The organism is Algibacter sp. 2305UL17-15, from assembly GCF_040720935.1.
In the GTDB taxonomy this organism is placed as follows: domain Bacteria; phylum Bacteroidota; class Bacteroidia; order Flavobacteriales; family Flavobacteriaceae; genus Jejuia.
In genome coordinates, this window is sequence record NZ_JBFDAE010000003.1 from 162,383 (window position 1) to 184,220 (window position 21,838).

Consider the following 21,838-nt stretch of genomic DNA (forward strand, 5'->3'; position numbering starts at 1 on the left):
AGAAGCCTGCCTTTTTAATATTCTATTTATTAGTGGAAACCTATAAAATAGCCTCTTTTCCTCGAGTTCGAGTTCTGATTCTTATGGCTTCTTCTACGGGATAAACAAATATTTTTCCATCTCCTACTTGACCTTCTGATGCATTGTCTAAAATAACATCGATACATTTTTCTAAGTTAGAATCGCTTACAATGCACATAATCATGATGCGTGTTTGTAAAATCATGGATTGTTCCGTACCTCTATAGCGTTCAGAGTAACTTTTTTGTAAACCTGTTCCTTTTACAGGAAGTACGGTAATACAAGGTATTTCGGCTTCTTTTAATCCTTTTTGAACAGCTTTTAATTTTGAGGGTCTTATGATGGCTTCTACTTTTTTCATGTCTAATATGTTTTATGTTTTTCTTCTATATATTATTTAATAGCACAACCTATTTAATTTTATAAAGAATCTTAATTTTTATGGTTAGCTCTAATTATTCAAAGGTTGTATAGGCTTCTACACCAAAAGAAACGGCATCAATACCAGCGCGTTCCTCTGTTTCGGAAACCCTAATTCCAACAGTTTTTTGCATTAGCTTCATAATTACAAATGTAACCACAAAAGAAAAAGCAGCAATAACAAGTACACCAATAGCTTGAGTTGCTAATAAGCTAGTACCTCCTCCAAAAAACAAACCGCCTTCGGCAGCAAACAGGCCTACAGCTATAGTTCCGAATAAGCCATTTACTCCATGCACAGCTATTGCTCCAACGGGATCGTCTATATTCAATTTATCAATATAAATTACAGCTACATCGACTATTACACCCGCAATAAGACCAATAATTATTGCAGAACCAGAATCAACAACATTACAACCCGCGGTTACAGCTACCAATCCTGCTAAAACACCATTAATGGTCATGGTAACATCTATCTGTCCGTATTTAAAATACGTGTAAACCATTGTAGCAATACCGCCACCGGCAGATGCTAAAAAGGTGTTTGTGGCAATAGTACCTATAAGTTCCCAATTTCCAACGGCGCCTAAAGTAGATCCTGGATTGAAGCCAAACCAACCAAACCAAAGGATAAAACCTCCAACGGCCGCGAGTGGTAAATTATGTCCGGGAATTGCAACAGGTTTTCCGTCTTGGTCGTATTTTCCAAGTCGCGGTCCCAGAACAATTGCTGCGGCCAAGGCAGCAAAACCTCCCATGGCATGTACGGCGGCAGATCCAGCAAAGTCGTTAAACCCACGGGTAGCAAGCCATCCATTAGGATTCCAAACCCAATTGGCAGCCAAAGGATACATTATGGCACAAAATAGAATTACAAAAAGGACATAAGACCATACTTTCATACGCTCAGCTACTGCGCCCGAAACTATTGAGATAGCAGCAATGGCAAACCCTAGCTGGATAAACCAAAATAATTTGTTTGAAACTGTGAGTCCCAATCCTAAATCACCATCGGTAATTCCCGTATCAAATGCAAACCATCCGTTTGAAGCTCCATAGGCAATCCCGAAGCCTACAGCATAAAAAGCGATGCCTCCAAACACAATATCTATCATCACTTTAGCAATGATGCTCATGGTGTTTTTGGCTCTTACAAATCCAGCTTCCAGAAGTGCAAACCCTCCTTCCATTAAAAAAATAATTGCAGCACAGATTGAGACCCAAACGGTATCAATTGCTGAAATTAATTCTGTTTGTTCTAGTGCTGCGGTTGCGACTTCTTGCATAAAAATTGATTTTTGGTTAGTTTAATGTGGTTTTTTTTGGAAAGTCGGCAATATAGGGAATTTTAATTGTTGTTTTTTGAAGATTTCATAAAACCCAAAAGGTTATATGAAATTTTAAGTCATTCCTGAATTTCGTTAAAAATTAATCAAAAAAACCCGATACAATGTATTTTTACTGTATCGGGTTTTACGTCTAAGGATTGTTATTAACAACACTCATTTAAAAAAATTATGTTCGCTTCAACTGTTTTCGGATTTTTTTGATAGCGTTTTCAATAGATTTTTCAGGTTCAATGATATTATAGGCACCCCAGAATTCAGGATCTGAGAAACCGGAAGTTTGTTCTGTTAATATTGTGGAAGGTCGCAGCATTCTATGTCTTGCTTTAGCAATTTTAGTTTCGGGTATTTCCCAATCTGTAATTGCCATTTCACTATTTAACGTATAAACGCTATTGAATAATTTGCCTTTCCAGTTTACTTTAAATCTCAAGCCAATATTACTGTAAGCATAGTGCCATTTGCCATTTTGAGTTCGGTATTTAACTTTGTATGTTGCTTCAGTAGGATATACATCTACTTTTCTAGGTTTTTTACGAACAAACATTCTACTAGATAATTCCCTGTTTTTTACATTCAAACTATATTCAGCATTTGTTAAGGCTAAAGTATTTGCGTCAATATAAAGCTTGCCATAGTGCATGGGCGTTTTGATATGCTTTTTTTGTTTGAAATTTACAACATAAACTAGGTTTTTATTGATATTAGTAGAGGCATCATAGTCAAAATCATAGAGTTCAATATCTTCATCTGTAAATATAAACTCAGGATATTTCACTAAGTCTGTGTATAGATTACTAAAAGGCCCACCTTGCAATTTTAAAGCAAGTGTATCCAGTCTAGAATAGTTTGTGTTTTTTCTCGACTTAATTAATTCAATCCTATCTTTCCTAATATTGTTATAAGGTTGTTTGTGTATTTTAACAACAGCTTCAGATAAAGAGGCGTTTTTCCTTCTTTTTTTAATTGTTTCTCTATAAAACGCTGTCATTAAAGCATTCTTATTATGATAAACACTACTTTTATTCGCTAAGGTTTTGATCACTAAAGTTTTGGCATCAAATTGTGGCACAGAAATGCTAACGGCACTCAGTTCTGTTAAACTTGGAGCTAATAGTATCTTTTCATCTTTTCCAAGATCAACAATATCAAGTTCCCTTTTTTCGTATCCTAAATGTGTTATTATCAATTTTTCTCCTAGATACTCATAGGGTATTTTAAGTAAAAAGTCGCCATCAGAGTTTGTTACCGTACTAATGTTTGATCCGCTTACAGACAAATCCGTAAATACCAATGCGTTTTTAGATTTTTGGTCAACTATTTTACCGCTTATTTCTTTAATGGCCTGTGAATCTTGAGCGCTTAAAATAAAAGAAGCACAAGCAAGAAGTAAAAAGAAGCACTTAAATCTAAAGGAAGCTATCTTTTTCATAATTGTAGGGTTTAAATTCTCTTTAATTTACGAAAAAAAAGAGTAACATATTAATAGTCAGTTGGTTTTTAACAAAAAAATTAACTTTCACCTCTATTAAAAATTGTGGTGTAACTATGTTTTTTTATTTTAAAGCTGCTAAACTTGAGAATTATGACTGTACTTTTTAATGGACAAAAGGTGGACATCAGCAGTTTTATTTTTTTTATAGCATATGTATCGATATCTTAGGGGTAACCAACCTTTTTAAAAAATGCCAATCATAACACATTGCTCTAGCAACAGTTTTACCATTCCCACAATTTATCGCAATCTCAATTTTTAAGGCCATATTATTTATAATCATATGAAGAAACAATTACTCATAATGCTCTTTTTTATTTCAAGTATTTATAGTTACAGCCAGCAGCTATATATGGAATATGGCTCTACCATTTCTTCGTTTGATTATGAAAACTCCCAAGGGCAGCCATTGGACAATCTTTTGTCAAAATCAGAGTCCTATTTTGGGATGGGTTATAGGCACACGCTCAATAAAGCCAAGACACTATTTTTAAACGCAGGACTCTCTTATAATAATTATGGTGCCATTGGTAGTGAATCTAGTGTAGATAATTATTTTGCTTGGGATGTAAGTTATTTGGGGATTAAAGCAGGATTGGATGTAAAACTATTTAGATTAAGGGATCTCATTTTTTTTGCGAATGGTGCGGTTGCTTCAGAATTTATGATACGGGGAAACCAAACTATAAATAATGATGTTTTTAATCTTGTAGGTGAAGAAGAATTCAACAATAATATTCTATTTCTAAGGGCTGGAGTAAGTATGCAATATCCTATTTCTAATAGTACTGCGATTATAGCAGGTTATAATTACGGGAAATCTGTTCTGATTAATAGTGGAGAAAGCGCCGAAAAGCTAAAGCTAAACGCACACCAATTTGGAATTGGTTTCATTATAAACTTACCAAACTGTTATTGCGATTTTTAAAGGGTTTTAAGGGTGGACAAACCATGGACACACTAGTATATTGCGCATATTTATCATAGCTTAGATGAATAATGAGTGTTTGAAGAAAAAGTTTATGAAAACAGAACGACTTAAAATATTAGTATTTCTAATGCTCGGGATTTGTTCTGGGCTTTCTATTCAGGCTCAAAATGAAAGTAACAAAACGGCATACAGAATAATAAGATCGAATTTAGGTGTTGGAGGGTCGTCTAAAATTATAGCGACTTCAAAAGGACAGTATAGAGTAAGTCAAAGTATAGGCCAATCAAGTGTCATTGGGACTTCTTCAAGAAATGGCTATTATTTGAGACAAGGCTTTCAGCAACCTCATAAAAGGATTAAAATTGTAAAAAATTCAATTAACAATAGTTTAAACGCTACAGTATATCCAAATCCTTTTGGTGATGAAATTGCTATTGCTTTTAATGAAACTATTGAAAAGGAACTTACGGTATTAGTTTATGATGTAAGTGGGAAATTAATCTATACAAGGGCGTTTTCGCCAGCAAAACATATTCAGTTAGACCTGAAACACCTCTCGTCTGGGTCTTACTTATTAAAGGCTATTTCTAACGGAAAGCTTTTTAATTCAAAACTCATAAAAATATAGTACCCATAAAACCAATCTGTTATGAAACGTATAACTACCCTAATTTTATTTCTTTTTCTTACGATACAAACATTCGCACAAACTGAAGGTATCTCTTATCAAGCAGTAATTATAGCTCCTGATGTATTAGAATTGCCCGGAGTAGATTCTGAAGGTAATTATTTGCCAAGTGCCGAAGTAGCTATTAAATTCTCAATTATTGCTCCAGGAAGTGGTGTTGTAGAGTATTCTGGAATACAAAACACAACTACAGATGAGTTTGGTAGAATTAACTTAATTATTGGCGCAGGGAATTATGACGATTTCGAGAAAATTGATTGGAACGGGGATCCAAAGTCTTTAAAAGTTGAAATTGACTTTAAAAATGGCGATGGTTTTTTAGACATGAGCATAGAAAAACTAACCTATGTGCCTTATGTTGCCCATAGAAACATTACCGCCGAAGGTACTTTGCATGTTAATGACGACACATTTCTAAATAGGGAATTGACCGTAGGAGGTCCTACAGAATTAAAAAGTACTTTTTTGGTTAGTGGCGGAAACCCCTCAAATTTAACAGGAGATTTAATTGTTGACGGTACTACAAATTTGAATGGGACATTAGATGTAAATAATAAGAGTGTTACAAATTTATCTGGGGATTTAAATGTTGGAACACCTGGTGGAATAGATGCAGATGCTTCGACATTGCTTAACGGCACATTGGATGTAATAGGTAAAACAACTGTAGCCGATTTTGAAGCCACAGGACAGGCAACCTTTGGAGATTTAGAGGCTCAAACACTTAGAATTAATGAAAGTACAAATCTTTTTGGCACGCTTGAAGTTGAATCTACAGAACAAATTAAAATAACATCCACCGTTTCCACTGGTAATATTGCTTACGACAATGCCTCACCTCCACAAGCTGTAAATGATCCAGGACTTGATATGGGCAACTATCCTTTGCTGGTGCAAGGGAGTAACCAAGGAATTGCTGTTAAAGTTAATGGGAGCAGAAGAAATGGTAACAACTTTATTTCCTTTTGGGATGATACCGATATTTGGGGTAGAATTGAAGGTGAAATAGAAAGCGAGTTTGAAAACAATGCCGATTATTTATTTGACCAAACCTCACTTGAATATGATATATATGAAGCGCAAATAGACCGTAATTTTGCCATCGCTGATGCGGCTATTGGTGCATTACAGGTTATTAAAGCAGCCACAGATTTCAGGGGTTGTTTTGGTTTGGGAGGTTGTCTGGCTTCACCTGGGCCTGCAGATATCGCTTTTGCAGCTGCCGAAGTTATTTCAGATGGTATTCAGGTTGGTTTTGCTCAAGATGCGCTTAATCGCGCTCGCGGTTATAAAGTGGATTACGATGACAACAAAATAGATTTTATAGGGGTGTCTTATGCCTCTGGAGCGGGAGATTATGCGGAATATTTATTGCGGGAACATCAAAATGAACAAATGACCTATGGAGATATCGTGGGTGTTAATGGTGGTAAAATATCTAAAAAGACTAGTAGTGCCGAACGCTTTATGGTGGTTTCTTTTAGACCAATTGTTTTGGGGAATATGCCGCAGCCTAGTGAAGAAGCCAATTACGAAAAGGTTGCTTTTATGGGACAGGTGCCAGTTAAGGTGTTTGGAAAAGTAAGCATTGGCGATTATATTATCCCTAGTGGAAATAACGATGGTATCGGTAAAGCCGTTGCACCATCAAAAATAGCAGCGCATCAAATTAAGGATATTGTTGGAATAGCATGGACAAATAGTAATAATGCGTTAGGTTTTAATTTGGTAAATGTTGCCGTTGGATTAAATAGAAATGATAATAACGCTATCGTTGAAAGGCTGGAACAAAAAGTTGAGGCTCAAGCTGTTGAGATTCAAGGTTTAAAAGCGCAAATTACCGCCATTTATGAGATGCTTGCTAATCCTGAAACTGTCAATGCTGTAGCTTCTAAAAAATCACATGAAGAACATAAAGAAAAGGAAACCAATACTGCTGAACATTATGATGATAGAAAATATGAAATTATCGATACAGATAAAGGCGAAATAGTGTATTGGGAAGTAACCCGCGAAGATTTTGAAAAAGGTTTGGAAATGGCCGAAGAGCAAATGCGTTTGGATGGTGTGGATGTAGAAAACAATTTCTTATTTCAAAAACTTAAGAGTGATCCTCAGTATAAAGAACGACTTCTGGCACAATTAAAATCAAAGTTAGACAAGCAGTTTCACTATCATAAGGAAATAGATAAAAAAGGCGGTCACTAAAAATTAGGAAGAAGTGGTAAGTGGATTTCTAAATAAGTTAACTTTAAAAAACAGTAAATGTCTTTCTATATAAACATCTTCTTTTATACTTTAAAGCTGAAGAAAAAATGTATTCTTTCTTTAGTCGTCTTATGCTTTGGAGTATTGTGTGCTTCTGCGCAAACAACGGCAATACCGGATGCCAATTTTGAAGACTATCTTGAAACCCATGATGAAAACGGAATAACAGTAAACCTTGGCGATGCAAATAGTATGGGGGATGGTGTTGCTGGGAATGCTACTGTTACTACAGCAAATATTTCGGGTGTATTATCGCTCGATGTCAGTAATTTGGATATTTTGGATTTGACAGGTATTCAGGATTTTACAAATTTAGAAACGCTACTCTGTAGTGGGAATAATTTAACTACTATTGATGTATCTAACAATACCAATTTAAGGTCTTTACTCTGTGGTTCCAATCTTTTAACGGCGCTTCAATTAGAGAACAATCCCAATTTAGAAACCCTCAATTGTTCCAATAATCAAATACAGAATTTGAATTTAGTGGATGCTGGAACGCAAAACCCATATAATCCACTTCTGAAAAACCTAACATGTTCTAGTAATCAGTTGTCTAATATTGATGTCAGTAAGCATAATGATTTGTCCTTGCTTAACGTTTCAAAAAACAGATTGACCGGTACATTGGATGTGAGTAACAATACAATTTTAGAGAACCTATTCTGCGCTTCAAATCAAATTTCAATTTTAAATCTGTCTTCCAATACGGTTTTAAAAAATCTGGATGCTTCCGATAATTTATTGACTGCTTTAGACTTAACGACAATTAATATTGTGGCGTGTCCTGACCCACAAACCGACCCGATTACCGTGTGTCAGGGAACAGGTTCGATTAACGTATCCCAAAACCAACTAACGGTTTTGAATGTTGCAAATGGGTTTAACGATTTGGTTTCAACGTTTAGTGCTGAGGATAATCCAGATTTATTCTGTATTCAGGTTGATGTTGGTTTTACCCCTCCAAGCACTTGGCTAAAAGATGATTGGACCTATTATGGCGAAACCACTTGTGCAGATATTTTTACCTATATTCCAGATGATAATTTTGAACAAGCACTAATTGACGCCAACCATGACGATGTCTTGGATAATTTCGTATTAACCTTAAATATCAATGGGCTTACAACGCTTGATGTGTCAAATAAAGCCATTTCTGATCTTACAGGAATTGAAGATTTTGATGCATTGGAAATTTTAGATTGCAGTATCAATACTCTTGAAGATTTAGATTTAGCAACAAATACGGACATACTACAACTCGATTGTTCTAGCAATATGCTATTAAATATCGATTTGAATACGAATATATTACTTAATACGCTTGATTGTTCAAACAATTCGATTTCTAATTTAAGTATCAATGGTAATACTGCACTCATAGATTTTAATTGCTCAAATAATTCGTTAGTTAGTTTAGACTTAAGCGGAAATACTTTATTGACCGCTATAGATTGTTCAAACAATCAAATTGAAAATTTAAATACTGTCGCTAATACAACATTAACCACACTTTTGTGTAACGCTAATAATTTGTTCGCTCTAAATATTAAGAATGGAAATAATGGCAGCCTATCAAGCTTTAACGCCACAAATAATGCCCATTTATTCTGTATTGAAGTTGATAATGTTGCCAATGCCAATGCGGCGGTAGGTTGGCAGAAAGATGCACCGGCATTATATAATTTGAATTGTGGGACCTATGTGCCCGATAATAATTTTGAAATCTATCTTGAAGCAAATGGTTTAGGCGATGGCATTCCAAATAATAATTTTGTGTCAACGGTTTTAGTAAACGCTTTCGTTGGCCCATTGGATATTTCAGGTTTGAATATTTTGGATCTCACAGGAATTGAAGATTTTTTGTTACTTCAGAATTTAAATTGTTCCAGTAATGCATTATCAGAATTAGATGTAAGTAATAATGCAGCTTTAGCAATTTTAGAGTGTTCATTTAATCAAATTGAAAACTTGGATGTTGTTTCCAATACTGCACTTACGGCGTTACTTTGTAATGATAATGCGCTTTTCACATTGAATATTAAAAACGGAAACAACAACACATTAGCGACACTTAATGCAACAAACAACCCTAATTTATTTTGCATAAATGTTGATGATGCCATTATTGGAACTATCCCTGGAGGCTGGCAAAAAGATCTGGCAACTTCATATAATAACGATTGTGATAATAACCGTTTTACTGCCATTCCTGATAACTTTTTTGAACAGGCATTGATCGATTTAGGATTGGATTCAGGGGCTTTGGACAATCAAGTGTTAACCGCAAATATTGAACATGTAACAACGTTGAACGTTAGAAACAAACAAATTCAAAGTCTGGAAGGGATCAAGGGATTTTCGTTATTACAGAATTTAGAGTGCAGCAATAATTATTTGAACGATTTGGATGTGAGTGGTATGGTCTATTTGGAAGAATTGTACTGTGGCTCAAATTACTTTTTAACCAATAATCCCGCTAATCCAAACGGGGTGCTGAACACAACTGGAACCATTAACTTAATAAAACTATTTTGTTCTGGAAATAAGTTAGCCGATTTAGACACGGCATTACAAACAAATTTAGAGGCATTGGATTGTGCCGATAACAATCTGGATGTGTTAAATATTTCTGGCAATTTAGTGTTAAAGGAGCTAAACTGTTCCAATAATAATTTAACCACCTTAGATATAAGTAACAATACCTCGCTTGAAGAAGTAAGTTGTGATAGCAACAATATCAATAATTTGGCTACGGTTAACGTGAATAATACAACATTGACCAATCTGAGTTGTGCCAACAATAAATTGGCAGCGCTTGCGGTAAACAATTATACTTCATTATTGAGTTTAAATTGTAGCTTGAACGACTTAACCCAGCTCAATACCGCTTCAAATGTCGCTCTGGAAATTTTAGATGTTACGGATAATGCAATTTCCAATTTAACCCTTACCAATAACACTAATTTAGTGTCGTTAAAGTGTTCTCAAAATAATTTGGCGCAACTTGATGTCAACAGTAATACGCTACTCGAAACCTTAAATTGTGATACTAATCAACTCAGTCAACTTTTGGTGAATACTGCGCCTTCAATCAAGTTTTTGTCCTGTGCGAGCAACCAATTGACAGATTTGGACGTAAGCAATAACCCAGACCTCATAGAGTTGAATGTGAGTTTGAATTCACTTTCAAGTTTAATGTTGTCCAACAATTTAAATCAACTAAAGACATTTAATTGTAGTGGTAATATGTTGGATGGCGGTATCGATTTAAGTACTATGGGTATAGGTGCTTGTCCAACTTTAGATGCTAACACCCCTCAAGAATTTTGTCCGAATACAATCAGCATTAATGTTTCCAACAATCGTTTAGAATTCTTGAATATCCAAAACGGTAGTAATGGAAATATTTCGGTTTTTAATGCCACATTAAATCCAGATTTAACCTGTATTCAAGTGGATGATGTGAATGTAATTGGTGTCAATTGGCAGAAGGATATAACTTCAGAATATAGTTTAGATTGTCGTTTTGGGGAAACTTATGTGCCGGATGATAATTTTGAGCAAGCATTAATTATTCTAGGATATGATATTTTACCTTTAAATGATTATGTGCCTACTACCGTTATAGAAGTCCTGACGGATTTGGATGTAAGTACTGAAAATATTTCTGATTTAACCGGAATTGAAGATTTTAAGGCGTTACAGAATTTAAATATCTCAAATAATACATTGACCACCATAGACTTAAGTAAACTGATAAATTTAAGTATTTTGAATTGTTCAAATTCTAATATTTCAGATTTGGACATAACCGATAATACTTTATTAACCACGCTCGATTGCTCAAACAATGCAATTAAAACTTTGGATATTTCTGAAAATACCAATCTTGTCAGCTTAAATATTGCAAACAATAATTTTTCAGAATTTACTCCAAGTGACATCCCCACATTACAGATTTTTAATTGTGATGTAAATCAATTGGCGGATTTAGATTTTAGTTTGAATACGGCGTTGACAAGTTTAAGTTGTGCTTCAAACCTATTGGAGACTCTAAATCTTAAAAACGGACAAAATGCAAATCTTGCTAATCTAAACGCACAAAATAATGCAGATTTAATATGTATAGAAACAGATACGGGCGCAGTTCCAGGAGGTGTTACTTGGTTAAAGGATGCCACGACACAATACGCCATAAATTGTCATTTTGGAGAAACCTATGTGCCAGATGATGGGTTTGAAACCGTATTAATTAACCTTGGTTACGATACTGGAACTTTAGATGATTATGTGCAGACTTCAAACATTAACGGTATTTCATTTTTAGATATTGGTAGCAATGGTATTTCAGATCTAACGGGAATTGAAGATTTTGTGGGTTTAACGACGTTGTTTTTTGAAGAAAACACCATTGCAACGGTAGATTTAAGTGCCAATATACTTTTAGTAAACTTAAATGCTTCAGGGAATGTGTTAACCGATATTGATGTATCATTCCTTTCAAATTTGAAACAGTTGAATGTGTCAAATAATGAATTGTCCCAGATAAATTTAAATTCAAACTTAAGTCTATTGGAACTGAATGTTTCCAGTAACAGCTTAACAACTTTGGATGTTAGTGTATTGGTCGATTTAGAAAAATTAAACTGTGCTTCAAATGTATTGGAGGCTTTAAGTGTGACTTCAAATCCTAAATTAACTGAACTTTTGTGTCAATCCAATCTTTTTATTCAGAATAAATTGAATCTTCAAAATGGTGCAAATGCTATTTTAGAAAAGTTCAGCGCAACCAACAACCCCGATTTAAGCTGTATTTTGGTGGATAATCCCGTTGCAGTAATTACGAACACCAATGGCACTTACGATAATTGGTTTAAAGATCCTTCCGCAACCTATCAAACCATATGTGCTGATGCCGATAATGATGGGGTTGCTAATGTTGATGATCTATGTCCGGGAACAGCATTTGGAACAGCTGTAGATTTATTTGGTTGTCCGTATTCCGTTTTGCCCGATGATAATTTTACCATTTTAATTACAGGAGAAACATGTTTAAATAACAACGATGGTAAAATAAATATCACTACAAAGGAATTCCACGAGTACAAAGCAAATTTGGTGGGCGATGATTTTAATAGAGATTATACGTTTACCAACGAAATAAATATTCTCGACCTACTTGCAGGCACTTATAGATTATGTATGACTTCAAATGAGTTGCCAAATTTTCAAACTTGTTTTGATGTGGTGATTAACCATCCCGAAAATTTGGAGGTTATAACAGGGAAACGGGGGACTAGCAAAGAAGTGTCTTTCGAGATGTCTGGAAATTCAAATTATAACATAGAATTTAATGGTTTGCAGTTCACAACCACCGAATCAAAATTGACCCTGCAACTGGAGAAAGGTACAAATACCATCAAAATTTCCACCGATTTACCTTGTCAAGGTACTCATGAAGAAAGCATATTTTTATCAGATGAAATGTTTGTGTATCCAAATCCGTTTGAAAGTGAAATCACTATTTATTTAGGAAATATAGAAGACCAAAATATAGAAGTTAATCTGTATTCATATTTAGGACAGTTAGTGTTTTCTAAAACTATTTCTGAACGGAAAAATAGAAGTTTAAATATTGATACAGATAGATTTGCCTCTGGTTTATATACTTTATTTGTTACATCGAAAAAATCTATTTCCACCTTTAAAATTGTTAAGAAATGAGAAAATTAATTTATAGTCTCTATTTTGTTGTGTGCTGTTTTGGATGTAGTGGAAATTCCTCTGATGATATCAATTCTGAAGAAAATCCAGATGGCACTCCAAACCCGGAATCGCCATTAATTGTGAACTTACAGTTTCCGCATGAAGATGGTTTATGTAATTTGGGAACAAATTTTACGCCAACCCAAAGTACCGTGTTTTTTGAATGGGAAGCGAGTACCATAGCGGAAAGTTATACTATTTATATTGTGAATTTGATAGATGGTACTTCTATCCAGGAAAGTACAGCCGAAGATAAAATAGGCATTGTCATAAGCCGAGCTACACCATATTCATGGTATGTAGAATCTACTGCTGGCTCTAAAACCGAGAAGAGCGACACTTGGAAGTTCTACAACGCAGGACCAGGTGTAGAAACCTATGCGCCATTTCCAGCAACAATAACTGCACCAGCTATGGCATCGGCAGTTAACGGGCCAAATGTTACGTTACAATGGACAGGAAGTGATGTTGATGATGATATTGTAGGCTATGATGTGTATTTGGGAACTTCCAATAATCCAGATGTTCACACAAGTAATGTTACAGCAAGTGAATTGAGCGTATCGGTAACTTCTGGAGCAATCTACTATTGGAAAGTAGTCACAAAAGATGCCGTTGGAAATACTTCGGAATCTGGGATTTTTCAATTTAGGGTACTTTAGGGAAAAAGGGATTAACTTAAATTTTAGAATTTAAAAATCGGTATAATACCAATTATTATTCAAAATGGGACATAGTTAATTTGAATTATATTTTGTTTAGATGAGATAGAAAATTAAAGCATAGTTTTAACTACGGTTTCATTTTATATTGAAATATAAGCGAAATAGAAACAAATTATGTGGGCCGTTTTGAGTAGTAATGGGTATAAGTGTATATTTACGTGTTTTTTCATTTGAAATATGCAGCAAGACTATTTACCGTTTAGAAATACCGGATACTTTTCAACTTTAATTTGTGATTATTTAGATCAGAAATCAGATTTGGAACAGTTTTATAATCGGTTTCCTAAGTTAGAAAATTTTAAAGCGCAGATAGAGGAGAAGCAATCTTCGTTTCCTAAATCGTCTAGAGAAGTATTGGTTTCAGCTTTAAAAAAACACTATAAAAATAGTAACATTTCAGAATTAACACTTCAAAATATAGAATGTTTAAATTCTGAAAACACCTTTACAATCACAACAGGGCATCAGCTTAATCTTTTTACGGGACCACTTTATTTTCTATATAAAATAGTCTCTGCCATTAATCTTTCAACAGAATTAAAAAAAGAATATCCAGAGTTCAATTTTGTGCCAATTTACTGGATGGCAACAGAAGATCATGATTTTGATGAAATTAATTATTTCAATTTCAAAGGCAAGAAATTTCAATGGAATAGAGTTGCAAGTGGGGCAGTAGGAGAACTGTCAACAGAGGGTTTAGATGAAGTTTTAGAGCTGTTTGTTCAAGATTTAGGAACTGGAAAAAATGCAGATACTTTAAAAGAACTCTTTAAAAAAGCCTATTTAAACCATAAAAACCTCGCGGATGCAACCCGCTTTTTAGCAAATGAGTTATTTTTAGATTATGGGTTGGTAATTATGGATGCCAATGATTCAGATTTAAAACGATTGTTTATGCCTTTCGTTGAAACAGAATTGCGCAACCAAACATCATATCATTCAGTTTCTAAAACCAATGAAGCTTTATCCAGCATTTCCGAAGATTATAAAATTCAGGTCAATCCAAGAGAGATAAACCTTTTTTATATAACGGAAGACATAAGAGAACGCATCGTTTTTGAAGATGATGTTTATAAGGTCTTAAATACCGATATCATTTGGAGTTTGAGTGAGATACAAAAAGTGCTCTTAGAGCACCCTGAGCGGTTTTCGCCAAATGTGATTATGCGTCCATTGTATCAAGAGGTTATTTTGCCCAATTTATGTTATATAGGTGGAGGTGGAGAATTGGCGTATTGGTTTCAGTTGAAAGCATATTTTAATGAAGTAGCTATTCCGTTTCCCGTGTTGCTTTTAAGAAATTCAGTTTTAATTAAAACAGAAAAACAAGCTGAAAAACTTCAAAAATTGAATATTTCAAACGAAGATTTATTCTTGAAACGACATTCTTTTATCAATAAAAAAGTGAGGACGATTTCAAATATTGATATTGATTTTTCAATTCAAAAGAAATATTTACAGCAACAATTCGAAGATTTATATCAACTCGCAGAACAAACCGATAAGTCTTTTTTAGGTGCAGTAAAAGCACAAGAAGTCAAGCAGTTAAAAGGACTCGATGCTCTGGAAAAACGTTTGCTGAAAGCTCAAAAGAAGAAATTATCTAATGAGGTTAAAAGAATGACCAATATTCAAAACGAGTTATTCCCTAACGGCAATTTACAAGAGCGAAATGCCAATTTCTCAGAGTTTTATTTGGAGTATGGCGAACAACTTATTCCATATCTTATTAAAAATTTAAAACCTTTAAAAGGAGAGTTTTCTATTATCACGATTTAAATACGATAATTCTGTTTGCTACAAATTTAAACTAAGGTTAAAAGCGTTAGTTATTCACAAAAATTGTTTAAAAAACGATTTAAAAAATAAAGACTCCCAATGCCCCAATAAAAAATCAATTCCTATTTTTGCGCATGCAACATGACAAGGTACTTATTTTAGACTTCGGGTCCCAATACACACAACTTATTGGACGTAGAGTTAGAGAACTCAACATCTATTCCGAAATATTTCCATTCAATAAAATTCCAAAAAACATAGAAGATTACAAAGCTGTAATTCTTTCTGGGAGTCCAATTTCTGTAAGGGGAGATGATGCATTGCATCCCGATTTATCAGGGATTCGCTCTAAAATACCAATGCTTGCCGTTTGTTACGGTGCGCAATATTTAGCTCATTTTTCGGGAGGGGAAGTAGCACCATCGAATACTAGGGAATACGGACGGGCAAATTTATCGTTCATTAAAAGTAATGAACCGTTTTTTGCCCATATCCATACAGGAAGCCAGGTTTGGATGAGTCATAGCGATACTATTAAGAAATTGCCAAATAACGGTGTTCTTATTGCAAGTACACATGACGTAGCCAATGCTGCGTATAGAATTGATGGAGAAGAAACATATGCTATCCAATTTCATCCAGAAGTATATCATTCAACGGATGGAAAGCAGATATTGGAAAATTTTTTGGTAAGTATTGCAGGTTTAAAGCAAGACTGGACACCACAATCTTTTGTTGAAGAAACCGTAGAGGCCATTCAAGAAAAAGTGGGGAATGATAAGGTTGTTTTAGGGCTTTCGGGAGGAGTGGATTCTACCGTAGCAGCAGTATTATTACACAAAGCCATTGGCAAAAATCTCTATTGTATTTTTGTAAATAATGGCTTATTGCGAAAAAACGAATTCGAAAGTGTGCTGAATCAATATAAAGGCATGGGGCTTAACGTAAAAGGCGTTGATGCATCCGATAGGTTTTTAGATGCCTTAGCCGGAATTGAAGATCCAGAATTAAAGCGTAAGGCCATTGGAAATTCCTTTATAGAAGTTTTTGATGACGAAGCGCATAAATTAGAAGACGTAAAATGGTTGGCCCAGGGGACTATTTATCCAGATGTGATTGAAAGTGTTTCGGCAAATGGCGGGCCATCGGCAACTATTAAAAGTCACCATAACGTTGGCGGATTGCCTGATTTCATGAAATTGAAGATTGTGGAACCTTTAAGGGCTATTTTTAAAGATGAAGTAAGACGCGTAGGCGCAACATTAGGAATAGATCCAGAATTATTGGGACGCCACCCATTTCCAGGGCCGGGTTTGGGAATTCGTATTTTGGGGGATATTACGGCCGAAAAAGTACGCATGCTCCAAGAGGTAGATGCTATTTTTATTAATGGATTAAAAGAATGGGGACTATACGATAAAGTTTGGCAGGCAGGTGCCATGTTACTCCCTGTAAATAGTGTAGGTGTTATGGGCGATGAGCGTACATACGAAAAATGTGTGGCTCTTAGAGCGGTAGAAAGTACAGATGGTATGACAGCCGATTGGGTGAATTTACCCTATGAGTTTTTGCAAAAAACATCAAACGATATCATAAACAAAGTAAAAGGCGTTAATAGAGTAGTTTACGATATCAGTTCAAAACCTCCTGCCACGATTGAGTGGGAGTAATTTTGACGGGAGAGCGATGACCGATGACCGATGACGAGAGTTAGAAGTTAGAAGTGTGGAGTTTGAAGTTTGAAGAAGATAGTTGCGTTTATTTGCTTATTTGAAAATGATTAACTAATCTAGTTCCCCTCCCTTGCCTGCCGGCAGGAAGGCTGGAGGGGTTAGGGGTGGGTTTTAGCACAAGAGTTTAACATTACCCCCTTACTGGCACTCAATAAATTTGGCATACTATATGCTAGTGATAAAACAAAAGGCGCAAGTCTATATCACATTAAAACAACGTATATAAACTATTTAATAGTGGTTTAGTTATAAAACAACAACAAGAATGAATAGATTTTTTTTAGTCCTTGTCATAACATTAATGTTTGGTTTAACTTCAGTTAATGCACAAAACTATAGTACACATCAGGTTAAAAAAGGAGAAACAATTGAAGAGATTGCTAAACGCTATTACGTAACACCTTTTGATATTTATACTTTAAATCCTGATGCTAAAAAGGGATTAAAACCAAATACCATTCTAATTATTCCTATTTCAAAGGCCAATAAACCAAAGTTTACAGAGGTTAAAGAATTACAGGGTTTTAAGAAACATAAAACGAAGCGAAAAGAAACATTATACGGTATCTCAAAAAAGTATGGTGTTGCTGAAGAGGACATAAAAAAATACAACACATTTTTATACGCCAATAATCTTCGAAAAGGCGATAAACTACAAATTCCCGTTTTCAAGATTACTAAAGTGGAAGCGGTTGACGAAAATAAAACTTATGTTGTACAACCAAAGGAAGGGAAGTGGCGTATAGCATATAAGTTTGGGATTACTGTTGCAGAATTGGAAGCATTAAACCCAAAAATGGGCGATGTTTTACAGGAAGGGCAACAGATTAACGTACCAAATATTGATAAAACAGAAGAAAAGCAAGTTGATGAAAAATACAGCTACTATAAAGTTTTACCAAAGGAAGGGTTTTATAGACTAAAATTAAAACTGGGACTAGAGCAAGACGAGTTAGAAACCTTAAATCCAGATTTAAAAGAGAGCGGTTTAAAAGTGGGGATGATTTTAAAAATACCGTTCTCTGATGCAGAAGGCGTTATTGATGAAGAAATTGAGCTCACAAATCTTACAACTAAAATTAAGGATTCTGAAGCAAAACACATTGCGTTATTATTGCCGTTTCGATTAAATAAAGTGGAATTTGATTCTATTTCAGAAATCAAAAGGAGTATTGAAAAAGATCCTTATTTAGATGCATCCCTAGATTTTTATTCAGGAGTGCTTATGGCGATAGACTCTCTTAAGAAATTAGGCGTGTCCCTTAAACTTGATGTTTATGACACCAAATATCAAACCACCGCCGTGTCAAGGATTTTAAGCGATAACGATTTTGAGAATGTAGATGCTGTAATAGGCCCTTTAACCTCTAAAAACTTCGATATAGTTGCTTCTGAACTTAGGAAATATAACGTTCCGGTGGTGTCGCCAATTGGAACGGATTTAAAGTTATATGATAACGTTTTTCAATCGAGACCTTCAGATGATTTATTGAAAAGTAAAATCATCAATTTTGTTAAAAGCGATAGCTTGCCTAAAAACATAGTTATTATTGCCGATTCCAAAAATATGGCAATCGCCAATGAATTAAAACGAGAGTTCAATGCGAGTACAATTGTGTATTCAAGAAAAAATAAAGAAGGTAAAGACGAGTATTTCGTTACCAAAGAAGATATTGAAGCTGCTCTAAAACCAGGAGAAAACATCGTGTTTTTAGAAACCCAAAGTGAGGGTTTTGCGTCAAACGCGACAAGTATTTTAGCGTCTTCAATTCAAAAAGAAAATAAAGAAGAAAAAGAAGAAGAAATTAATATTGTTTTAGCCACTACAAGATTCAATGGCGCATTTGAAGGCGATGAAATTAACAATACCCACCTTTCTAAATTGCAATTCCATTTTGCAACGTCTTCTAAGAGTTATAGTGAAGATGACAACAATATTTTTGTTAAAAATTACGACCGCGTTTATAATGTAACTCCAAGCAGACGTGCCGTAAAAGGATTTGATTTAACCATGGATGTTGTGTTGCGTTTGGTAACTTCAGAAGATTTATTTATGTCTGTAAACAATGCACCGCTCACTGCTTATGTAGAAAATAAATTTGCTTATAAAAAGAAACTTTTTGGGGGGTATTATAACGACGCTGTTTATCTCGTGAAGTATGACGATTTAAAAATAGTTGAAGTAGAATAATAAGCAATATGCAAAGTTTTTGAGCGTTTGAATTGAAACTTTAATTAGAAAACATGCTCAAATTTTGTATAGGATTGTGTTTGTTTTTATGTGTTCAGAACGATAATGAACCTGTCATATCATGGAGTGCCTCTTATAAATTATCTTGGAATGATTTTAAAGGAAAACCAAGACAAAATGTAAGTGCTGTAGCAACCACCGCCTCTGGTATAACATTCGGATTTTCAATACGGCAAAGTGGTGGGCGCGTGGTAAGTTTTACTACTGAAGTTCACGCACATTTTTACCCTAAGCAATCATGGTATAAAGTAGAGCGAGCCGATAATCATATTTTAGGACACGAGCAACTTCATTTTGATATTACCGAGTTGCATGCCCGCAAGTTTAGAATGCGTATCAGTCAACTTGAAGTATCACATCACATTAAAAGAGAATTGAATAGCTTGCACCGGACAATCAATAAAGAATTGGCAGCATTGCAGGATAGATACGATGCCGAAACCGATTATTCAAGACAAGTAGAAGCGCAACTAAGGTGGCAACTATATATTAAAAAAGAACTTCAAAAACTCGATAAATATAAATCAGAGACTAAATAGATGTTACCGGACAAACAATTTCTTATCGATTTAGCGCATACCAAAATGCCATATGGTAAATACAAAGACCGCTATTTAATCGATTTGCCCGAATATTATGTGGTTTGGTACCATAACAAAGGGTTTCCAAAAGGGAAATTGGGCGATATGCTCACTCAGGTTTATGAATTGAAATTGAATGGTTTAGAAGATTTAATTAGGAATATTAGGAAACAATATCCGAAAAGGTAATTTTAATCTACATTATTTTAAAAAACCACGCAACTTTTCTCGTTTCCCTTCCGGTAAAGCTTCACAATTAATAGCAATTTTCAAAAGGTCTTGGTCTTTGGTTTTAGCAAAAAATAAATGATACAATTGTGCCACACTCAAACTTTTTTCTGGGCGTTCTATCAATTTAAGTTCATCAGTATTAGAAACCAATCCTTCCTCTAAAACACTAACGTAAGTGCCAGGAAAACCATGATTTATAAACTGTTTTAAAATAGCTTGCGTACCAAACTTTATCCCAAATTTAAAACAAGGTTCTCTGGGTTGCGAAACTTGCACTAAAGCGTTGCCAATCTTATAAATATCCCCAACCATTATTTGGGTTTCGTCCATTCCGTTTACGCTAAGGTTTTCACCAAACATGCCCCAATTCCATTTTAATTGCGGGTACAGTTTTTTCCAATGTGGATAGTGTTCCGCAGAAAACAGATAGCATGCTTTATAACGTCCACCATGAACTTTGGTATCGCCTATATAATCTCCTTTTATGCCTTCTTTTCCAAGATAAATTGGTTTAGGAGTAGGCACTTTGTAAATGCCTGTGCTTACTTTTTTTCCATGCCATAACATAGTTTTAGGTTCAGCAATATTTGTAGATTGAATGTGCATTTTAAAAGTTTAAACTAAAAGTAATGAAATTTTTATGCTGGTCGTTATAAATTAGCAATTGATTAACTGTGAATTAAGGAAATGATAAACTGGAAATAGCTATTTTACACGATAAATCCATACTTTTTTTAATTACAATATTTATCTTTAGCCAATGCAAGAAAAACCTACTTCGTTTTCAATAAAAAATTGGAGTCAAGACGACCAACCCCGTGAGAAGCTTTTATATAAAGGTAAAGCTGCTTTAAGCGATGCAGAATTGGTGGCTATTCTAATAGGCTCAGGGAATAGAAACGAAAGTGCTGTGGCATTATGCAAACGTATTTTTGCGAGCGTTGATAATAATTTAAGTGAATTAGGGAAGCTGTCCATAAATCAATTGATGGAATTTAAAGGCATTGGAGAAGCTAAAGCCATTACCATTATTGCAGCATTGGAATTAGGCAGAAGAAGAAGGGGGGAAGCCGCTTTAGAAAAGAAAAAAATTACCTCAAGCACCTCCGTTTTTGAATTGATGCAACCTGTAATTGGAGAGTTGGAGCATGAAGAATTCTGGATTATCTATTTGAACAATTCCAATAAAGTCATTCAAAAAAATCAATTAAGCAAAGGTGGTATTACCGGAACTTTGGTAGATGTAAGGTTGGTTTTAAAAAATGCTTTAGAAGTTGGTGCGGTTGGGTTAATTTTGGTACACAACCATCCGTCAGGTACTTTAAAACCTAGTGAAGCCGATAAACAAATTACCCAAAAATTAAAAACAGCAGCCCATAGTTTAGATATTAAGGTTTTAGATCATCTTATTATAACAGAAAAAGCATACTTTAGTTTTGCAGATGAGTCACTACTGTGAAAATTCCAAAAAAACAAAAACTAAATTCCAAAACGTTGCATATTGGAATTTGGAATTTCTATATTGGAATTTGGAATTTGGAATTTGGAATTTGGGATTTGGAATTTTTAGTTTTGCAGATGAATCACTACTTTAAAA

15 protein-coding genes are annotated in these 21,838 nt (G+C 34.6%); 11 read left to right on the forward strand and 4 right to left on the reverse strand.

Translation table 11 applies throughout. The features are described 5' to 3' along the window. Window positions 1-40 precede the first annotated feature (40 nt). The 3 genes from ABXQ82_RS04340 to ABXQ82_RS04350 form a co-directional block, all read right to left on the reverse strand. Window positions 41-382, reverse strand: coding sequence for a P-II family nitrogen regulator (locus ABXQ82_RS04340; protein ID WP_367055403.1), 342 nt, complete (start codon window positions 380-382; stop codon window positions 41-43). A gap of 94 nt (window positions 383-476) precedes the next feature. Further along, window positions 477-1,730 carry an ammonium transporter gene (locus ABXQ82_RS04345; RefSeq protein ID WP_367055406.1) on the reverse strand — a complete coding sequence of 418 codons (1,254 nt, stop codon included), beginning with the start codon at window positions 1,728-1,730 and terminating at the stop codon, window positions 477-479. A 229-nt stretch (window positions 1,731-1,959) separates the two neighbouring features. Beyond that, window positions 1,960-3,222 carry a carboxypeptidase-like regulatory domain-containing protein gene (locus ABXQ82_RS04350; protein WP_367055410.1) on the reverse strand — a complete coding sequence of 421 codons (1,263 nt, stop codon included), beginning with the start codon at window positions 3,220-3,222 and terminating at the stop codon, window positions 1,960-1,962. A gap of 346 nt (window positions 3,223-3,568) precedes the next feature. Here ABXQ82_RS04350 and ABXQ82_RS04355 point away from each other — a divergent pair, with 346 nt between their 5' ends. The 10 genes from ABXQ82_RS04355 to ABXQ82_RS04400 all read left to right on the forward strand — a co-directional run bounded on the left by ABXQ82_RS04355 (window position 3,569) and on the right by ABXQ82_RS04400 (window position 20,199). Further along, the gene (locus ABXQ82_RS04355; RefSeq protein ID WP_367055413.1) at window positions 3,569-4,213 is read left to right on the forward strand and encodes a hypothetical protein; all 645 of its coding nucleotides are present in this window, start codon (window positions 3,569-3,571) and stop codon (window positions 4,211-4,213) included. Between the two features lie 94 nt (window positions 4,214-4,307). Beyond that, on the forward strand, window positions 4,308-4,844 hold the full coding sequence (locus ABXQ82_RS04360; protein WP_367055416.1) for a T9SS type A sorting domain-containing protein: 537 nt from the start codon (window positions 4,308-4,310) through the stop codon (window positions 4,842-4,844). Between the two features lie 21 nt (window positions 4,845-4,865). Continuing rightward, window positions 4,866-7,112 (forward strand): hypothetical protein, encoded by a 2,247-nt coding sequence (locus ABXQ82_RS04365; RefSeq protein ID WP_367055419.1) that lies wholly within the window; start codon window positions 4,866-4,868, stop codon window positions 7,110-7,112. A 57-nt stretch (window positions 7,113-7,169) separates the two neighbouring features. After that, on the forward strand, window positions 7,170-12,899 hold the full coding sequence (locus ABXQ82_RS04370; protein WP_367055422.1) for a T9SS type A sorting domain-containing protein: 5,730 nt from the start codon (window positions 7,170-7,172) through the stop codon (window positions 12,897-12,899). Next, window positions 12,896-13,603, forward strand: a complete 708-nt coding sequence (locus ABXQ82_RS04375) for a hypothetical protein (protein WP_367055425.1) — start codon at window positions 12,896-12,898, stop codon at window positions 13,601-13,603. The genes ABXQ82_RS04370 and ABXQ82_RS04375 overlap by 4 nt, the downstream gene beginning before the upstream one ends. 240 nt (window positions 13,604-13,843) lie before the next feature. Then, window positions 13,844-15,445, forward strand: a complete 1,602-nt coding sequence (gene bshC, locus ABXQ82_RS04380; RefSeq protein WP_367055428.1) for a bacillithiol biosynthesis cysteine-adding enzyme BshC — start codon at window positions 13,844-13,846, stop codon at window positions 15,443-15,445. 134 nt (window positions 15,446-15,579) lie between these two features. Continuing rightward, the gene (guaA, locus tag ABXQ82_RS04385; RefSeq protein WP_367055431.1) at window positions 15,580-17,115 is read left to right on the forward strand and encodes a glutamine-hydrolyzing GMP synthase; all 1,536 of its coding nucleotides are present in this window, start codon (window positions 15,580-15,582) and stop codon (window positions 17,113-17,115) included. Window positions 17,116-17,443: 328 nt separating this feature from the next. Next, entirely contained in the window at window positions 17,444-19,369 is a 1,926-nt protein-coding gene (locus ABXQ82_RS04390) for a LysM peptidoglycan-binding domain-containing protein (RefSeq protein WP_367055434.1), read from the forward strand. Between the two features lie 53 nt (window positions 19,370-19,422). Continuing rightward, window positions 19,423-19,968 (forward strand): DUF922 domain-containing protein, encoded by a 546-nt coding sequence (locus ABXQ82_RS04395; protein ID WP_367055437.1) that lies wholly within the window; start codon window positions 19,423-19,425, stop codon window positions 19,966-19,968. Further along, entirely contained in the window at window positions 19,969-20,199 is a 231-nt protein-coding gene (locus tag ABXQ82_RS04400) for a DUF3820 family protein (RefSeq protein ID WP_367055439.1), read from the forward strand. 12 nt (window positions 20,200-20,211) lie between these two features. Here the strand turns inward: ABXQ82_RS04400 and ABXQ82_RS04405 are convergent, their stop codons facing one another. After that, window positions 20,212-20,847, reverse strand: a complete 636-nt coding sequence (locus tag ABXQ82_RS04405; protein WP_367055442.1) for an MOSC domain-containing protein — start codon at window positions 20,845-20,847, stop codon at window positions 20,212-20,214. A 154-nt stretch (window positions 20,848-21,001) separates the two neighbouring features. Here ABXQ82_RS04405 and radC point away from each other — a divergent pair, with 154 nt between their 5' ends. Continuing rightward, window positions 21,002-21,700: a DNA repair protein RadC gene (gene radC / locus ABXQ82_RS04410; protein ID WP_367055445.1), complete on the forward strand. Its 699-nt coding sequence runs from the start codon at window positions 21,002-21,004 to the stop codon at window positions 21,698-21,700. Window positions 21,701-21,838 lie beyond the last annotated feature (138 nt).